Source organism: Paenibacillus sp. LHD-117 (genome assembly GCF_030929555.1).
GTDB lineage: Bacteria > Bacillota > Bacilli > Paenibacillales > Paenibacillaceae > Pristimantibacillus.
In genome coordinates this window covers 1-16,001 of sequence record NZ_JAVFVT010000011.1, presented here as the reverse complement: position 1 = coordinate 16,001, position 16,001 = coordinate 1, and the positions used below count along the sequence as shown (strand labels likewise).

General features: G+C 52.0%; 21 protein-coding genes. 10 read left to right on the top strand and 11 right to left on the bottom strand.

Features of this window, described 5'->3' with window-relative positions; all coding sequences use genetic code 11:
• Positions 1–17 precede the first annotated feature (17 nt).
• On the top strand, positions 18–569 hold the full coding sequence (gene gerQ / locus RB620_RS10295) for a spore coat protein GerQ (RefSeq protein WP_308094017.1): 552 nt from the start codon (positions 18–20) through the stop codon (positions 567–569).
• 84 nt (positions 570–653) lie between these two features.
• Here the strand turns inward: gerQ and RB620_RS10290 are convergent, their stop codons facing one another.
• Positions 654–950: a hypothetical protein gene (locus RB620_RS10290; protein WP_308094015.1), complete on the bottom strand. Its 297-nt coding sequence runs from the start codon at positions 948–950 to the stop codon at positions 654–656.
• Between the two features lie 96 nt (positions 951–1,046).
• On the opposite strand from RB620_RS10290, the gene RB620_RS10285 reads away from it, so the two are divergent.
• A complete protein-coding gene (locus RB620_RS10285) occupies positions 1,047–2,033 on the top strand; it encodes a metal-dependent hydrolase (RefSeq protein ID WP_308094013.1) in 987 nt (328 codons plus the stop codon).
• Between the two features lie 172 nt (positions 2,034–2,205).
• Here RB620_RS10285 and RB620_RS10280 read toward each other — a convergent pair whose 3' ends face one another.
• A complete protein-coding gene (locus tag RB620_RS10280; RefSeq protein ID WP_308094011.1) occupies positions 2,206–2,415 on the bottom strand; it encodes an alpha/beta-type small acid-soluble spore protein in 210 nt (69 codons plus the stop codon).
• A 138-nt stretch (positions 2,416–2,553) separates the two neighbouring features.
• Between RB620_RS10280 and RB620_RS10275 the strand changes: the two genes are divergently transcribed.
• The 4 genes from RB620_RS10275 to RB620_RS10260 all read left to right on the top strand — a co-directional run bounded on the left by RB620_RS10275 (position 2,554) and on the right by RB620_RS10260 (position 4,250).
• Positions 2,554–2,739 carry a hypothetical protein gene (locus tag RB620_RS10275; RefSeq protein WP_308094010.1) on the top strand — a complete coding sequence of 62 codons (186 nt, stop codon included), beginning with the start codon at positions 2,554–2,556 and terminating at the stop codon, positions 2,737–2,739.
• Positions 2,740–2,863: 124 nt separating this feature from the next.
• Entirely contained in the window at positions 2,864–3,235 is a 372-nt protein-coding gene (locus RB620_RS10270; RefSeq protein ID WP_308094009.1) for a permease, read from the top strand.
• On the top strand, positions 3,232–3,357 hold the full coding sequence (locus tag RB620_RS10265; RefSeq protein WP_308094008.1) for a hypothetical protein: 126 nt from the start codon (positions 3,232–3,234) through the stop codon (positions 3,355–3,357). Before RB620_RS10270 ends, RB620_RS10265 begins: the two co-directional genes overlap by 4 nt.
• Positions 3,354–4,250 (top strand): TIGR03943 family putative permease subunit, encoded by an 897-nt coding sequence (locus RB620_RS10260; RefSeq protein WP_308094007.1) that lies wholly within the window; start codon positions 3,354–3,356, stop codon positions 4,248–4,250. Before RB620_RS10265 ends, RB620_RS10260 begins: the two co-directional genes overlap by 4 nt.
• A 61-nt stretch (positions 4,251–4,311) precedes the next feature.
• Here the strand turns inward: RB620_RS10260 and RB620_RS10255 are convergent, their stop codons facing one another.
• Positions 4,312–4,728 (bottom strand): O-methyltransferase, encoded by a 417-nt coding sequence (locus RB620_RS10255; RefSeq protein ID WP_308094006.1) that lies wholly within the window; start codon positions 4,726–4,728, stop codon positions 4,312–4,314.
• A gap of 280 nt (positions 4,729–5,008) precedes the next feature.
• On the opposite strand from RB620_RS10255, the gene RB620_RS10250 reads away from it, so the two are divergent.
• Positions 5,009–6,271: a methyl-accepting chemotaxis protein gene (locus RB620_RS10250; protein WP_308094256.1), complete on the top strand. Its 1,263-nt coding sequence runs from the start codon at positions 5,009–5,011 to the stop codon at positions 6,269–6,271.
• 175 nt (positions 6,272–6,446) lie between these two features.
• Entirely contained in the window at positions 6,447–7,292 is an 846-nt protein-coding gene (locus tag RB620_RS10245) for a polysaccharide deacetylase family protein (protein WP_308094005.1), read from the top strand.
• A gap of 42 nt (positions 7,293–7,334) precedes the next feature.
• Here the strand turns inward: RB620_RS10245 and RB620_RS10240 are convergent, their stop codons facing one another.
• From RB620_RS10240 to RB620_RS10225, 4 genes are all read right to left on the bottom strand, one after another.
• Positions 7,335–7,985, bottom strand: a complete 651-nt coding sequence (locus RB620_RS10240; RefSeq protein WP_308094004.1) for a 3D domain-containing protein — start codon at positions 7,983–7,985, stop codon at positions 7,335–7,337.
• Positions 7,986–8,092: 107 nt separating this feature from the next.
• Complete coding sequence (locus RB620_RS10235) at positions 8,093–8,881, bottom strand: CAP domain-containing protein (protein ID WP_308094003.1); 789 nt, start codon at positions 8,879–8,881, stop codon at positions 8,093–8,095.
• 268 nt (positions 8,882–9,149) lie between these two features.
• Positions 9,150–10,175 carry a Gfo/Idh/MocA family protein gene (locus RB620_RS10230; RefSeq protein WP_308094002.1) on the bottom strand — a complete coding sequence of 342 codons (1,026 nt, stop codon included), beginning with the start codon at positions 10,173–10,175 and terminating at the stop codon, positions 9,150–9,152.
• A 44-nt stretch (positions 10,176–10,219) separates the two neighbouring features.
• Positions 10,220–10,993, bottom strand: a complete 774-nt coding sequence (locus RB620_RS10225; RefSeq protein ID WP_308094001.1) for a sugar phosphate isomerase/epimerase family protein — start codon at positions 10,991–10,993, stop codon at positions 10,220–10,222.
• Between the two features lie 435 nt (positions 10,994–11,428).
• Here RB620_RS10225 and RB620_RS10220 point away from each other — a divergent pair, with 435 nt between their 5' ends.
• Complete coding sequence (locus RB620_RS10220; protein ID WP_308094000.1) at positions 11,429–11,656, top strand: 3-dehydroquinate dehydratase; 228 nt, start codon at positions 11,429–11,431, stop codon at positions 11,654–11,656.
• 99 nt (positions 11,657–11,755) lie between these two features.
• On the opposite strand, the gene RB620_RS10215 is transcribed toward RB620_RS10220, so the two are convergent.
• Entirely contained in the window at positions 11,756–13,021 is a 1,266-nt protein-coding gene (locus RB620_RS10215) for an MFS transporter (RefSeq protein WP_308093999.1), read from the bottom strand.
• A 244-nt stretch (positions 13,022–13,265) separates the two neighbouring features.
• Between RB620_RS10215 and RB620_RS10210 the strand changes: the two genes are divergently transcribed.
• Complete coding sequence (locus RB620_RS10210; RefSeq protein ID WP_308093998.1) at positions 13,266–14,183, top strand: ROK family protein; 918 nt, start codon at positions 13,266–13,268, stop codon at positions 14,181–14,183.
• Here RB620_RS10210 and RB620_RS10205 read toward each other — a convergent pair.
• The 3 genes from RB620_RS10205 to RB620_RS10195 form a co-directional block, all read right to left on the bottom strand.
• Positions 14,145–14,732 carry a TetR/AcrR family transcriptional regulator gene (locus RB620_RS10205; protein ID WP_308093997.1) on the bottom strand — a complete coding sequence of 196 codons (588 nt, stop codon included), beginning with the start codon at positions 14,730–14,732 and terminating at the stop codon, positions 14,145–14,147. The two genes, RB620_RS10210 and RB620_RS10205, sit on opposite strands and share 39 nt — an antisense overlap.
• Before the next feature lies 1 nt (position 14,733).
• Positions 14,734–15,462, bottom strand: a complete 729-nt coding sequence (locus tag RB620_RS10200; protein WP_308093996.1) for an MBL fold metallo-hydrolase — start codon at positions 15,460–15,462, stop codon at positions 14,734–14,736.
• Positions 15,463–15,606: 144 nt separating this feature from the next.
• The coding region (locus RB620_RS10195; RefSeq protein WP_308093995.1) for an IS3 family transposase at positions 15,607–16,001 on the bottom strand (395 nt) is incomplete at its 5' end.

Here is a 16,001-nt window from a genome sequence, read left to right as displayed (position 1 = left end):
GCGAGGAACAACGAGAAATGAGTATCTTCGGTTACAAACAACAAGTCAGCACGACGGACGGAAACGCAGGCTTCGCGCCGTCAGGTTACGGCTATCAGCCGTACGGATTCGGATATCGCGGGTATCCGCAAGGTCAAGGTCAATACGCGCCGCCGTACACAAGCACGATGCCTGCGGCAGGTACGATGAGCCCGATGAGTACCGTCCCAAGCGGATCCTTCGTAACGCCGAGCGGCGGCAATATCGTCACTCTGCCAGCCGTCGAAGAGTCGTATGTAGAAAACATTCTGCGTCTGAACCGCGGCAAGCTGGCCACGTTCTACATGACGTACGAGAACAATAAAGAATGGAACGCCAAAGTGTTCAAGGGCGTCATCGAAGCGGCGGGACGCGATCATATTATTATTAGCGATCCGGCGACCGGTATGCGTTACCTGTTACTTATGCTCAACCTGGATTATGTCACGTTCGACGGTCCGATCAACTACGAATATCCGTTCCAAGGCACAGTCGTAACGCCGAGCACACCGCTTACAACCGGCACGACGGGAATGAACGGACAACAATAATCGCATTCGCAAGGATTCCGAATCCGATGCGCCGTCGCCGGACGTATCGACCGTCACCCCTGGACGGGATACAATGGCGATGGCTCAGGATGACGAAACATGCGCGGGCTTGAACGTCCATATGTGGAGCTTGGCTTCCCCTCCGTCGATCCACTGCGAAAGGACCGCCCAAGAAGAACGCTCGCTGCGGCGTTCTTTTTTGATTCGCTCCGCTTCTTCCGCACATGAAGCACTCCATACTTCCACGAATAGGCAGGGCTGATCCGTTCCTTCGTACAATCGCATGCCCTCTCCCGTTTCCTTCATTAATCGTTCCGTTTCCTGCTCGTATTGCTCCCGGCACTCCGGCCTGATCCGATATTCGGCGAAACATATAAACATTGGCGGCAGTCTCCTCTCGCTTCTTCTGATAAAGTCCCCCCGCTTCGGGCGATACTAATCCCAATCGTCTTCGCATAAGGGAGGTCAACTGAAAATATGGATACAGGAACACATCTGGTGATGGGGATCGGTCTCGCGGGCCTTGCAACGATCGACCCGGTCGTAGCCGCAAGTCCTGCCGTCCAGACCGCCGTACTTCTCGGGACGGTCGCCGGCTCTCAAGCGCCGGATCTTGACAATCTGTTCCGGCTCAAAGGCAATGCCAGCTACATCCGGAACCACAGGGGCATGTCGCATTCCATCCCGGCGATCCTGTTATGGACCGTGGCCATCACGGTGCTCCTGCAATTGTTCTACAGGGGAAGCTTGCCATGGCTCCATATCGGCAGCTGGGTGCTGCTGGCGGTCGTCGTGCACGTGTTCACGGATCTGTTTAATGCGTACGGCACGCAAGCTATGCGACCGTTCAACGAGAAGTGGATATCGTGGAATATTATTCACATCTTCGATCCCATCATTTTTACGACGCATCTCATTGCCATTTTACTGTGGGCGACGGGTCTCGTAAATCCCGCCGTTCTTTTCCCGGTTATGTACTTGTTCCTGGTGGTCTATTTCGTCTGGCGGACGTACGCGGCCAAATCGACCGTGAACAGGCTCAAGAAGCTCGATGCCAGCCACCGCCCAAGCGATACGTACATTGCAATCCCGACGATATCCATGTCGATCTGGAACATCGTGAAGCAAAGCGAGGACGGAACGTTCTACGTTGGCAATTTGCGAAGCAATACGCTCAAATGGCTCGACAAGGTGCGTTGCTCCAGCCATCCGGCCGTCGCTAAGTCGAAAAACGATCCGGCCATCCGTTCGTTTCTTTACTTCACGAGCTTCGCTTGCTCCGACGTCAAGGAGCATTCATGGGGGTACGAGGTCAGATGGTCGGATGTTCGTTACCGTCATCGCAAACAATATCCGTTCGTCGCGGTTTTGCTGATGAACAAACAATTCGAGACAGTCGGATCCTATGTTGGTTGGCTCAGTGAGGAAAGGCTCATGAAACGGCTGCGTATGGATACGTATTGAGAAACCTCGTTGTATCTAAGCAATCGGCTCGCGGGTTGACGAAAGCAAGCCCCTTCCTCCACAATGGAAAGGGGCTTTCGCTTGAATTCTAAGTCTTGTCTGTCGGACAATAAGAAGCCCAAGGTTTCCCCTGGGCTTGTCTTGCTGTTACATCCTGTGTATGAGAAATCGATTAACGGTAGCCGCCGGACAATTGTTGCTCAGCAATTTGGACAAGCTTCTTCGTAATGTATCCGCCAAGCGAACCGGCATCACGAGTAGAAACGTTACCGTAATAGCCGTCTGCCGGAATTTGCACGCCCAATTCTTGCGCTGCCTCAAGTTTCAGTTGATTCAGTGCTTGCGTTGCTTGTGGGACAATGAGTTGGTTGCTTCCTGCCATAAGAAATTTCTCCTTTCGTCCTCTGCACTTTGATGTGTATTGCAAGCTTGCAAATTTATTATGTGCATCGCTTCGGAAACTATGCTGTATTCTAAAAAATATTTGTACGCGTTTCAAAGCGCCCAAGGAGAGTTTCGAGTGTCCAAATCATTATCTATGTTTTTTGCCGTGTTGTCCGTGCTGCTTATGAGCGCGACCGCCGTTTCGATCAGCTATAGCGGTTGGTTCGTGCTTCTGTTCGGTTTGCTGTCCCTATTCAGCATAGGGGCAGGGTTCATCGTCAAAGCAAGGCTTCGCCGCAAAGCGGACCACAAACAAGACTGACGCCCCAAAGGCGCCGGTCTTTTTTCTTACACCAGAACTTGTCCTATCGACAGATTTAGTCGCATAAGTTATAGTAGGGCTAGTTGTTTATCGTAATGATTACTAATAAGAAAGGAATACTTTCATGCGAACTGCGTTATTCCGAATTGGTACGCCCGCGCTCGGTGTTGGCTGCCTCATTATGCTGGCATTGATTTTCATGAATCGCGAGCTCCCCCATGCCGCATGGGATGCGATACTAGATCCGGGCAACTTCCAGTCGTTCAAAATATTGTTCATCAGCATTATATTGGAAGCTTTCCCCTTTATTCTGCTCGGCGTCTTGTTTTCCGCCTTGCTGCAGGTTTTTGTGACGGACGAGCTTATCCGGCGAATCATGCCGCGCAACCCCATTGCCGGCGTATTGTTCGGGGCCTTGCTCGGCATCGTGTTCCCGTTATCAGCGGCATCTTCCAGCAAGGACCGCTGCTCGCTTTCCTCGTATTCGGACCGATGATCGATTTCAAAAACACGCTCATGCTGCTCTCTACGTTCAAAATACGTATCGTCGCCTTGCTTATCGTCCTAACCGCGTTGTTTACATTGGCGGGCGCCGTCATCGCGGAGGTGTTATTATGACGATGACCCAGCATTTGATCCGAGCGTTCATTCTGACCGGATTTGCCATGTTTATCGTTTATTTGTTCCATACCGGCGACATTACGCTTTACATCGCGCCGAGAATGGAGCTGCTTGTGAAGCTGTCGGCGCTCGGCCTCTACGCGGCGGCCGTCTATCAGTTCTATGCCGCGCTTCGCGCCCGAATAATCAAACGATCCGCCGAAGCATGCGAGTGCGGGCATGACCATTCGCCCTCGAAGCTGAAGAGTGCCATGATCTATGGATTGTTTTTATTCCCGTTGATACTTGGATTCCTTGTACCGACAGGAACGTTAGGCAGCGCGCTTGCCGCGAAGAAGGGCATTAGCTTCACAGGAAGCGAGGTCGGCGTGAGGACAGAGGCTAGGTTGTCCGGGGAAGAAGCTAATGAAAATTCGGGTTCGACCTTACCAGCTTCTGACGATCTCGACGCGCTCTTTCCTTTCGACGAATTTACAGTCGACCATGCGGCGCTCGGGAAGAGGTTGTTTGCCCAGCCAATCATACGCATTCCGGAACATCAATTCATCGAAACATTGACGGCGCTCGATCTGTATCGGGAGGCGTTTATCGGCAAGGAGATCGAGATCAGCGGATTCGTGTATCGGGAAGAAGAGATGGGAGCCGAGCGGCTGGCGGTCAGCCGATTCGCCATGAATTGCTGCTCTGCGGACGCTCTTCCGTACGGACTTATGATTCAATGGCCGAAGGCAAGCGGGTATGCCGAGGATGAATGGGTGAAAGCAACGGGAACGCTCGCGACTTCGAATTATATGGGCAACGAAATCTTGACTTTGACCGCGACGCGGATCGAGCGTATCGAAGCGCCTGAATCTCCCTACGTGTATCCCGATCTCGAATTTGGTTTGTGAAACAGAACGGCTGTTTCTTCAGGGCCAAAAACCGCCCAATTAGAAACAGCCGTTTTATGATTTACTGATATTCGCTTAGCCAGTTCGCGCTTTTCGACTTCGGCGGCATGTATCGGCTATTCCAGGTTGCCATGTTGTAATTGGATTCATAGAGGACGCTCGCCGACCACGTATTCGAGCTTGGTTTTACTGAGAAATCATACAAGATTTCGCCATGCGTCCAATCCTTCCTGTATTTCAGAGCATCGATCGCGAGTTGGCGGAATGCTTGCACTTGCGCCTGCGTCAAACCTTTGTCTCCGCCTTCGATCTTGCCATCCTTGCTTTCGATCGGATGGTGTTTCATTCCGAATTTCCCCACCGCGTTATTCCGGATGCAAATCTGCACCGTACCCGCCGCCGCGTTCGTGAGCTCGCCCTCCAATTGCCTGAACACAAAATCCACCTGCCTTGCCAATGAAACAGAACTTAGTTCCATACCGAAGCCTCCTTTAGTTTTTCGACATTTTCCCCAGTTGCTTCGACACCATATGACGATTTCAAACATCGAATTGTAATTAATGGTAACATTGCCAATTGCATTAATCACCGAAAAGGTTATTAGTAATTTCCGAAGCGGTTATTGCGCTAAAATACCTAAACAAAATAAGCTAAAAGTCTCAGCTCGACATCACTTTTATTAGGTCGACAATTATAGACCATTTTCGAGCGCGGTGTTATAATATGGGTATTCTAATTAAAGGAGCGCTTACATAATGATCCAATGGTACTACTCTCTCTCCGTGCGCAATAAATTATTGATTACGACGTATTTCAATTTAGCGCTATTTGCCATTGTTACGATTCTTACGACAGCGCTAGCCCACGGGCCGGTACTCGCGGTGACGCTTGTATCCCTTGTTCTCGCGATCGCGGCTTATCCGACGGTCTCCTTCATCGAGAAAGCCATTACGCAATCCTTCGACGAAATTTCCGGCGCCGCTTACCGGATCGCGAAGGGCGACTTCACCCAGAAAGTCGACATGTCTTCCAGCTCCGGCTCCGGCGAGCTCGGCCATTCTTTCAACAGCATGGTGGACAAGCTTCGCGACATCCTGACGGAGACGTCCAATATCATTCGCCACGTCGCCGATACAAGCCGTGGAATATTCGATAAGAACAACAGCATCCAGACCGCCATGGAACAGGTCGCGGCTTCGGCTGGCGAGCTGGCTACGGGAGCCAACGAAATCTCCGAAGACGTATCCGACATGAGCGCATCGATCAACGAGATCGAAGAGAAGGTCGGCGCGTACGCGCAATCGACCAAAGAGATGAACGAACGCTCGGAACAAACGATCGCGATCGTCGATAGAGGCAGAGAAGCGCTCGAGATTCAAGCGGAGGGCATGAAGCGCAACGTGGAAGCCACGGCGAAGGTATCCGCTACGATCGAAGAGCTCGCTCGCAAAGCGCAAGGCATTTCGGCGATTACGTCCACGATTTCCGATATTGCCGAACAGACGAACCTGCTGTCCTTGAACGCTTCCATCGAGGCGGCGCGTGCGGGAGAGCATGGACGAGGGTTTGCGGTCGTCGCCCAGGAGGTGCGCAAACTCGCCGAGGAATCGACGGCTTCTACGAAACAAGTATTCACGCTGGTGAAGAGCATCGATGAAGGCATTCGCCTCGCGATCAGCAACATGAAAGTGAACGAAGAGGTCGTGAAGCTCCAAACCGAGCATATCCGGGAGTCCGAAGAGATCTTCCAAGAGATCGTGCAAAGCATTCAATTCATTACGAAGCAAATTTATGCATTCTCGCAAGAGAGCGACGCCATGCTGGAGAGCGCCCGCCATATCTCGGGAGCGATTCAGAACATCTCCGCCATTACGCAGCAATCGGCTGCCGGCACGGAACAAGTATCGGCATCGATGAACGAGCAGATCGCATCCGTTCAAGCGGTCGTTCAAGAGACGGAACGCATGCTGACGATGGCCACGCAGCTGCAGCGTACGATCCAAGTATTCAAGATGAAGTGAGAAAACCACGATCAATGTCCTCCAACCCGATCCCAAGCCGCGCGGCTATGGCATCGGGTTGTTTTTTGCATTAGCGCAATCTTTCGCGAATGAAGGCAACCGCAAGCGGGGAACCTACTTTTTACACGCTTTGAAGTTTTACTGCCAACTTACACAAGAACGGATGAATTTACGTATGCGACTCGCTCATTTATCGAAATGTTTTATCTTTGCCGCAACGATCGTTGCGTTTATGTTCGCCGCTGCTCCGTCCGTATCAGCCGAACATCAATCGCCGAATCAGTCCCAATCCTCGCGCGAGCATGCCAAGTCCAAACAAAAGAAAAAACAGAAAAAAAAGCAAGCAATTCAAAAGGTCGATATGTCCTGGGTAAAGCTCCATCGTCAATATCCTTCCTCCTTTCTGGTGAACGGCCCCCGCAATCAGAAGCGCGTTGCACTGACCTTCGACGACGCTCCGGATCCCCGATTTACGCCCGAGATTCTTGACGTTCTCGCCAGATACCGGATTTGCGCGACGTTTTTTGTCGTAGGCGACAGGGCAGCCAAACATCCAGACCTCGTCCGAAGAATCATAAACGAAGGCCATATTATCGGTAATCACTCTTATAACCACGCGGTCTTCTCGAAGCTGACCCTGAACAAGTTTCAAAATCAAATCTGGCAGACGGACGGCATTATACGCCGTATCGTGGGCGTATCGCCGCTGTTCATTCGACCGCCTTATGGGGAGCTTCTCCCGCAGCAGGTGAAATGGGGACAAGGCTCCGGATTTACGATTGTCAATTGGGATGTAGATTCCGAGGATTGGCGGAAAAATCCGACGAGCGCGAAGGTGCTTGCCAATATTCGCAAGACGCTTCAGCCAGGCTCTATCATTCTGCAGCATGCGGGAGGCGGGGAAGGACAGAGCTTGGCGGGAACGATCGATGCTTTGCCCGTGCTCATCGAGCAGTTGCAGGGCAAAGGCTACGAAATGGTAACGCTGCCCGAGCTGCTAGGCAAACGGCCATACCGCTAAAAAAGGCGCCCTCGGCAAGGGCGCCTTCCTTTTTCGAATCAACTAATTAAGAATAAATACCTTCACATCTTGAAAACCGAACTTGCTCGCTTGCTGGGTGGTGCCGGGCACGAAGATATCGATTCGGTTGCCCTTGATCGAGCCGCCCATATCGGTTGCGGTTGCCACCATGCCGCCTTGCGGCAAACCGTCATAGTCGTAACCGGTCACGTACAGCTTCGTTCCGAGCGGAATCATCTTCGGATCAACGGCAATCGTACCAACCTTCAGCTTGTTCCCGAAGTAGTCAACCGCACCCCACTTGCCGTTCTCCGACGCGGCTGCCGTATATGCCGTTGCCTTCACCTTCATTTGTTTCTTATAGGTATACGTAGTTCCTCCGGGCGCCGTTACCGTCATAGCGATAGGCTGCGCGGGAGCAGGCGTCGATTGTGCCGTTACTTTCTTGGCCGATTCCTTCTCGCCTGCTTCGTTGCCAGGGATGACGACATCCGCGCCAACCTTCAGGTTAAGCGGATCCATGGAATCGTTCGCGTCCATTAATTGTTTGAGCGGCACTTTATATTGAAGCGAAATTTCCCAGAATGTATCATTGTTTTCAATCTTATGTGTTTGTTCGGCGGCTTGTGCGTTACCGGCGAATATCGTGGCTGTTACTGCGATCGCTGCAGTCGTAATCATCCATTTCTTCAAACCGTTGTACCTCCAAAGGAAAAGATTGCGTAAGCAGCGTGGGAGCGCCAAAACTTCCGTCTTGGCGTCCCTCGGTGCTGCCCCGCTAGCTTATTACCGTTTATTTGTTACCCGATAAACATTTGAACCCATTCGCCGTTCACATATCCAACGCCGATTTTCGTAAAGTTCCGGTTCAAAATGTTTGCTTTATGGCCCGGGCTGTTCATCCAATCCTGCATAACGCGGGCAGGCGTCGGTTGTCCCGATGCGATATTCTCGCCGGCGTAGCTGTATTTCACGCCGAAGGAACGCATCATGTCGAACGGAGAACCGTACGTTGGAGAAGTGTGGCTAAAGTAATTGTTTACGTCCATGTCTCTTGCTTTCTCCGTCGCTACCTTGTTGAGCAGGGAGTCGACTTGCAGAGCCGGCAATCCGACCTTCGCACGCTCTTGGTTTACAAGCGTGACGACTTGGGACTGGAATGTTCCCATTTCCGTGCCCGTGGTCGGTTTCGGAGTTGCTGTCGGTTTAGGTGTCGCTGTCGGCGTCGGTTTTACCGTTGCCGTTGGTTTCGGCGTCGCCGTTGGCGTCGGCTTCACTGTAGGTGCTGGAGTAGCCGTTGGCGCTGGCGTAGCCGTAGGCGCCGTAGTTGCCGTCGGCACCGGTTTCGTTGTGCCGCTGCCTGGCCATTTGATGACAATACCATTAAACGAAATGTTGAAATTGCTAAGGTCGATGCCGTATTTGGAAGCAATATCGTTAATGAGTTCGTAATTGATGTAGTTCGCTTGCAGCTTGAAGCTGGAATCGTTCGTGGATGCTGCCTCCGCTTTTGGAGCGGCCAAACCTGTTCCGATCATCGTCGCTGCCACCAGGCTCGCTACGCCAATACGAATGGGTTGCATTTTCATGAATCAATTTCCCCCTAAGCATGTTGGATTTTTTCGGACAACCTTCCGACGTCACCTATCTTAGCACGGGGTTAAAGCCCTTTCATGACACAAAAAATGCCAATCCTTTGAAAATCCGACTCAATCCTGCGCCGCGACTGCATTATGAGAATCTACTCATGCGCGTTGTCGGGCTCGAATCCGGTAGAAATGCGGCGATCGCAGCGCAAAAAAACCTCCGATCAAGCCTTAGCGGCTTGCCGGAGGTCTGTTTTCTATACCGTGAGGATTAGTTGTTTACTTGAATGAAACGTCCTGTTTCTTGCGATTCGAAGGCGCACAGAATGACTTTCAGCGACTTGCGTCCGTCTTCGCCGGATACGGCAGGAGTCGTCTTCGTCAGAATGCTGGTCAAGAAAGCATCGACTACGCCGCTCGTCTCTTGTTTGTCGTTCGTGGAGATCGCACCGACCTTATGTCTCTCGATCGTACCGTTGCGGAGCTCGACGATGACTTGATCGTCAGGATGAGTGCCGATTTTCATTACGCCGTTCTCGCACCAGAGGATCGTACTGTTGTCTTCGCCTCTATAATACGTCCAGCTTGCGACCAGCGTGCCGATCACGCCGCTCTCCATGCGAAGCACGCAGGATGCGTTGTCGTCCACTTGCGTGCCTTTTTTGTCAAGCGTGCCAACAAGCGCCGCGATTTCCGCTACTTCATCGTTCAGCATCCAACGGATCAGGTCGGACTTATGCACGCCAAGGTCGCCCATTGCGCCCATAATCGCTTCTTCCTTGCGGAAGAACCAGCTGTTTGCGCCGTCAACGCTCCAGCCGTCCGGTCCGGGATGGCCGAACGAAGTACGGAACGTCAACACTTTGCCCAGCGAGCCGGATTCAAGGATTTGTTTCGCTTTAACGTGAGGCGGCATGAAACGTTGGTTGTGGCCAACCATCAGATTTACGCCGTTTTGTTTCGCGGCTTCGATCATCGCTTCCGCTTCTTTGTCCGTCACGGCCATAGGCTTCTCGACCAGGACGTGAGCGCCGGCGTTCACCGCTGCGATCGTCATTGGCGCATGAAGCGCGTTAGGCGTACATACGCTTACCGCGTCCGGCTTCACTTCGGCGAGCATCGTTTCGTAATCGGCATAAGCTTTGCCGCCGTGTTTGGCCGCGTATTCTTCCGCGCGTTCGATAACGGGATCAACGAAAGCGACTAGCTCAACGTTCGGGTGAGCCGCGTATTCGGGAATATGGCGGTATTTCGAGATGGATCCGCAGCCGATAACGGCTACACGTACTTTAGACATTCAGTTCCCCTGCTTTCCATAAAATGATTTGTTGATCGATTCCATTAAAATTGGTTCAAATAGTTGTTTTTCATCCACTGCATGCTTTCGGCAACCGACTCGAGCGGCGGATTCGCGCAAGTATCCTGCTCGACGATCAGCCATTCCACGTTCGCTTCGGAAGCCGCGCCGATAATCGGCACTAGCGGCAGATCGCCGCGGCCAAGCTCGACCGTATCGATGCCTTTGCCCTTCTCACCGCCGCGGAAGTCCTTCAGGTGGAGAAGCGGCAGGCGGTTCGTGTATTTCTTAATGTAGGCAAGCGGATCTTTGCCGGCATATTGAACCCAGCCGATATCCATCTCCACTTGGAGGTATTCCGGGGAAATGCGCTCGTACAACGCGTCGAATACGATTTCGCCGTCGATTTCCACTTCGAATTCGAACTCGTGGTTATGGTAAGCGAACGCGATGCCTTCTTCACGGAATCGCTTGCCGAATTGCTCGAATTTCACGAGATGCCCGCGCCAAGCTTCCGTATCGCGCGCTTCTACCGGAAGCCAAGGGCAAATCGCGTATTTCGCGCCGATCGTTTTCAGGTAAGCGATTTCATTCTCCAAATTATTCTCCAGCAAATGCAAGCCGATATGGCTTCCGATCGCCGTCAAGTTCAGCTCCTGCAGCAAGTCGCGCATTTTGTCCGCTTCGATATCCCCGTAACCGGCGAATTCGACGCCTTCATAGCCCATTGCGGCAACTTGGCGGAGGGTTCCTTCGAAATTCTCGGCCGTTGCGTCGCGCAGCGTATACATTTGCAAACCGATACCCATACGTTTCATTGTATTGCACTCCTTTTTTATATAGTTTTGGTGACCACATAAGAATTGATAAGGTAAAAAGTTTCTCATATCTGCTTGTAATGCTTGGTTGACGTATATCATTATATCGATCATATAGATCGAAAAACAGTTGGCTTATTAGTTTATTTTTATGCGATTTTGGTATTCCCACCTCCCGGGACAAGGGAGTTACCGATCCAAACAGGCTTTGACACATGCCGATAACCCCCTTATTATATAAGCCGAGGCCGTTTTTATTCATGTCAGACCGTTCGTACATAAACAGATCGTCCGAATTATGAGAAGATTGTAACCTTTTGCTCACTTTTTTTTAATAAACATTTAAGAATTATCACTTACACTATGAGAAATAACACCGCCAATTCAACTGCGCTATTGGCTAATAAATCCTTCATAGGATGGAGGCACCCCCTTATGAAAACAATGCTGCTGTTCCAAAATAAAACAATACCCGTATACTTAACCGATACGAACAAACAAGCACTGGAAAAGCTGTCCACCGTACTTAACCGAAAGCTGACCACCGGCAAAAACGCCCTGAAAAAATGCATAAGCTCGCTGATCAGCGTCGAAATTATCGGCAGCGAAGCTACGCTTCACTCCCTTTATGAACGGGATACGTTAACCATTTCGTTGTACTAAACATGCTGCGTGCATGCGTAATTATGCTTGGAATCAAAGAAAGACGAAGCAAGAGAATTCTCTCGCTTCGTCTTTCTTTATTTTTCGGCAAATTTGACTCTATAAGTTATGTTCCTTGCCTCGGTTCCACCACATGAACATAATCGTTCCGATCCATCCGCAGATCGAGGCCGCGATCAGTAATGCGCTCATCGATACGCTCGACGATAACGAAGTGCCTAGAATCGGGCCGAGCGAGCCCCGAATACCGAACAGCATCAGATGAATGCCGAATACCATCGCTTCTCGTCCGGGCACTAACCGGAAAACGAAGGCGAGAATGCCGATATCCCAAATCGCTTCGCCGATGCCTTGGACGGCGTTGCCGAGCAAGACGGCCGGATAGGTTCCCCACACCCCGTACAGCATCGGAACGACCGCGTAAGCCCCGATTCCGACCATAAGCGTATATTTGATCGGATACCTGTCGATCATCATACCCGCAATCCAGAACGTTAACAGCAAAGCGGTAAAATAAGCGACCCTCGCATAGCCGATCTGGATGTTTGACAGATCAAGCACGTTTACCTGGATGATCTGATACAGCGGGCTCGCGAACATATTACCGAACCCCGCGAAAGTTGTCGCGAGCAAAAATACGCCTAACGTCCGATTATGCCTGACGAGTTTCCATTGTTCCCTGAGGTCGAAGCTGGCGCGCTTTTTGTTAGGTTCGGGTGCCGGCATCGCAATGTCGCCTTTTGATACGGAATCCTTTTTCTTGGATAACTTCAACGTGTTGAACAGTCCGATCGACAAGACGCCCATAATGGAAGCGGCGATAAGCGGACCTGTCGGGCCGTTTGCTTCCGCCCAGCTGCCGACCACGTACGCGAGCGGTATCATCACCACACCCATCGCGACGCGCACATACCCCATCAACCTTCCTCTGGTTTCGCTCGGATACATGCGAGATACCAGCGATGCGTAGGCGGGCGCCTGGATGCCCATTAACAGCTGGAAGGCAATGGCGGCGGCTACGTATACGCTCGGGTCGGGGAAGAAGGCCGGCAGCAACAGCAGCAAACGTCCGATTGCGTTCGGCAGAATGACGAACGGTTTGGGATTGTTCGCTTTCTCTATCCAACTCGCCCAGAACGGCGAAAAAATAAGTCCGACCGCGGGCGCAGCCGCCAGCAGACCCACTTGGAGTTTATCCGCGCCTTGCTGAAGCGCAAAGGCGATATAAAATTGGTTCATCACGACGTTGAACAGGCTGAAGAGCAGCGTGGCGCCTACATCGATGCGCACGTTCCGCCACACCCTTGCCGTCATCGGCATGCCGAGCCTTATTGTAGAATAGTTTTTCCTTGGGATCCGTGCCATACGTGATCGATACCTTCTTCGCTTAGATGTCGGAACGGACGGAGGACCCTCTGCGCAGGGCAGAGGATCCTCTCCTCGAACGTCTCATTCGATTGGATATTACTACACAACGTTCTTTTTGTACAGCATTAGTTATTCGTTTCGAAAAGTACAATATTGCGCCCATTATTCCGCCGGTCAAGCCGATATGATAGACTAAAAAGAAATATTGCATAATTCGCTATCATAACTGGGGGAATGGAACTTGAGCAACATTGCTGTTGGAATCGATATCGGAGGAACGAAGATCGCGATCGGACTCGTGAACGAACGCGGAGAGGTAACCGCGAAGAGCTCGCTGAAAACCGATCTGGCTTTGCAGCCTTCGGACATGCTCGGTCAAGTCGCAGACGAAGTGCGGCGGCTTGCGGAATCGGCAGGCTTAACCTTGCAAGAGCTCAAAGGGATAGGCGTCGGCGCGCCGGGTCCGCTCAATACAAGGACCGGCCGGTTGACCTGCCCGCCTAACCTGAAAAGCTGGTGGGACTATCCGGTCGTCGAGCGGCTTGGCGATCTTCTGCCGCTCCAGGTCCGCATGGAGAACGATGCGACGGCGGCGACGCTTGCGGAGAAATGGGTAGGCGCCGCGCAGGAGGCTGAAAATTTCGTATTTATTACCATAAGTACCGGCATCGGGGCGGGCATTTATCTGCATGGGAAACTCATCACCGGATCGACGGGCAATGCGGGCGATGCCGGCTTTATGTTCCTACATCCGCAAGGCAACATTTCGAAGGAAGAGGCTTCCGGCTACTGGGAGCGCCTGGCTTCGGGAACGGCCATCGCGAGTCAAGCAAGCGAGCTGCTCGGCAGGGATGTTTCATCCAAAGAAGCGTTCGACCTCGCCGCTCAAGGCGATCCACTCGTCTCTTCGCTGATCGATCGCGTATATACGTATATCGGCATGGGCTGCGTTTCCTTGATTAATCTGCTTGATCCTTCGAAAATCGTCATTGGCGGCGGCGTGTCCCAGGTCGGCGAGCCTCTCTTCTCCGCCGTGCGGGAATACGTTGCTGCCCATGCCTTGAACCCTAGCGGAAGAGAAACGTTGATCGTGCCCGCCAAGCTGCAGCAGGATGCCGGGTTAATCGGCGCTGCCGCTCTCGTTCACTGTACCTACTAAGCCGCGAATATAGTTCCGCAGCACGAATCGGATGCTGGCGTTCACTTCGATCGGCATCCCGAAGCCGCCTCTTTGCCCAATGCTGGCGAAGCCGTGCAGAATGCTGCGGAACCCTCTAACGGCATGAATGCCATCCTCTTCGGTTAATCGCAGCGGCTCCATTGCCGTCAGTAGCCTGCCTACTAGCTGAGCTCCCAGCTCCCGTTGGATGGCCGCTCCTCCCGTCGGCGACTTCAACGTCAATTCATACAGCCCGGGATGCTCCCTCGCAAATGCCAAGTAAGCATCCGCGATCGCGATCAATTCTTCTTCGCAAGCAAGTCCTGTTCCCGCGTTCTTCAATCTCTCGTTTAATTGCGTTAACCCAAGGGTCGTCAACATTTCCTTAAGCTCTGGCAGTCCGTTCACATGATTGTAAAGCGAAGGAGAACGTACGCCAAGCTCGCTTGCAAGCGTTGCAAGCGTGACCGCCTCCACTCCGTTTTCATCGGCGATCCTTGCTGCCGTCCGTACGATCATTTCCATATCCAGACCGCGTCTAGGCGTCATGTTACGCTCCCCTTTTCCTTTTCTTGCTCCAAGCGCGCTCCGCGTCCGCCACCGCTGCTTTCATGGCTTCCACCGGACGGGAAACCAGATTGCCATGCCCGGCTGCAAGCATGGTCGGCTCCAGCTCCGTAAGACGTTTCGCGGTTGCCAGGCTGGCTTCGGCATTCCAAGTCGCCAAGGCTGGGAAAGGGAATGACCACTTTAATCGACTGGTTACAGTCACGCCGCCCCTCGTATAAAAAGCGTCTCCCGCAATCAAGAGACCCGTTCGCTCGTCAAGGAATGCCATTGACCCCGGCGTATGGCCAGCGGCGTCGATCGCCAGCAGCGAGCCGATTCGATCCCCATCCTTCAGCAGCACGTCGGGTCTCGTCTTCACCGACTTCGGCACGCCTCCGCGGATCGGCAATTGCGGCTCCCCAGCCGCTAGCGTAACATCTCCCGCCAAGAGCAGCGCATCGCGTGCGGAAATATGGACGGGAATGCCCGGCAGCTTTTCCTTCAAACGGTCCAGCGCCCCGACATGATCGTCATGCGCATGGGTGAGCAAGATGCGCGCGATCGGCTTGCCTAATCGCTCCGCGGCATTCCATATCGCCTCGGCGTTATTCGGCAATGCCGCATCCACCAGCGTAAACCCATCATCCTCTTCCACCAAATAACAATTGACCGGAAAAACATTCGGCAAGTACGTCAGTTGAACGATCTTGTTTCCTTTTACAATTCTCATTCCGTTCAGCTCCTTATCCAGAAACTAATATCATTAGTTAAATAATAAACTAATATCATTAGTTTTTCAAGCCTCACTTTTATTTTTCCGAAAAAAAACCGCAGGCTCTGGATATACCCCCGTCAAGTAGACAGATGAAAAAAGCTATGCTGCCAGCGCGTGCCGATATTCAATCGGTGCGCGTTGTTTAAGTTTAGCTTGAAACCGTTGATAGTTATAAAAATAAATGTATTCTTCTATCGCTTGATGAATTTCGGTTCCTGACTTACACTGATGGAGGTACAACTTCTCTGTTTTGAGATGCGAAAAGAAGGATTCAATGCATGCGTTATCTAGGCAGGTTGCTTTGCGAGAGTGGCTGCCCTTAACGTTGAAGGCTTCTAATCGTGTGTTGTACGCTTGAGACGTATATTGGAAGCTCTGATCCGAATGGAGCACTGCTTCCGAGACGTCTCTTTTTCTTGTCCACTGTTCAAAAGTGTCGAGCACAAGTTTAACGTCGTTGCGTTCAGATAACTGCCAAGCCACGATCTCATTGT

What these genes read in the sequence shown, in the direction of transcription:
- gerQ (WP_308094017.1), top strand. Translation starts at nt 18, where the DNA reads ATGAGTATCTTCGGTTACAAACAACAAGTCAGCACGACGGACGGAAAC.
- RB620_RS10290 (WP_308094015.1), bottom strand. Translation starts at nt 950, where the DNA reads ATGTTTATATGTTTCGCCGAATATCGGATCAGGCCGGAGTGCCGGGAG.
- RB620_RS10285 (WP_308094013.1), top strand. Translation starts at nt 1,047, where the DNA reads ATGGATACAGGAACACATCTGGTGATGGGGATCGGTCTCGCGGGCCTT.
- RB620_RS10280 (WP_308094011.1), bottom strand. Translation starts at nt 2,415, where the DNA reads ATGGCAGGAAGCAACCAACTCATTGTCCCACAAGCAACGCAAGCACTG.
- RB620_RS10270 (WP_308094009.1), top strand. Translation starts at nt 2,864, where the DNA reads ATGCGAACTGCGTTATTCCGAATTGGTACGCCCGCGCTCGGTGTTGGC.
- RB620_RS10265 (WP_308094008.1), top strand. Translation starts at nt 3,232, where the DNA reads ATGATCGATTTCAAAAACACGCTCATGCTGCTCTCTACGTTCAAAATA.
- RB620_RS10260 (WP_308094007.1), top strand. Translation starts at nt 3,354, where the DNA reads ATGACGATGACCCAGCATTTGATCCGAGCGTTCATTCTGACCGGATTT.
- RB620_RS10255 (WP_308094006.1), bottom strand. Translation starts at nt 4,728, where the DNA reads ATGGAACTAAGTTCTGTTTCATTGGCAAGGCAGGTGGATTTTGTGTTC.
- RB620_RS10245 (WP_308094005.1), top strand. Translation starts at nt 6,447, where the DNA reads ATGCGACTCGCTCATTTATCGAAATGTTTTATCTTTGCCGCAACGATC.
- RB620_RS10235 (WP_308094003.1), bottom strand. Translation starts at nt 8,881, where the DNA reads ATGAAAATGCAACCCATTCGTATTGGCGTAGCGAGCCTGGTGGCAGCG.
- RB620_RS10230 (WP_308094002.1), bottom strand. Translation starts at nt 10,175, where the DNA reads ATGTCTAAAGTACGTGTAGCCGTTATCGGCTGCGGATCCATCTCGAAA.
- RB620_RS10225 (WP_308094001.1), bottom strand. Translation starts at nt 10,993, where the DNA reads ATGAAACGTATGGGTATCGGTTTGCAAATGTATACGCTGCGCGACGCA.
- RB620_RS10220 (WP_308094000.1), top strand. Translation starts at nt 11,429, where the DNA reads ATGAAAACAATGCTGCTGTTCCAAAATAAAACAATACCCGTATACTTA.
- RB620_RS10215 (WP_308093999.1), bottom strand. Translation starts at nt 13,021, where the DNA reads ATGGCACGGATCCCAAGGAAAAACTATTCTACAATAAGGCTCGGCATG.
- RB620_RS10205 (WP_308093997.1), bottom strand. Translation starts at nt 14,732, where the DNA reads ATGACGCCTAGACGCGGTCTGGATATGGAAATGATCGTACGGACGGCA.
- RB620_RS10200 (WP_308093996.1), bottom strand. Translation starts at nt 15,462, where the DNA reads ATGAGAATTGTAAAAGGAAACAAGATCGTTCAACTGACGTACTTGCCG.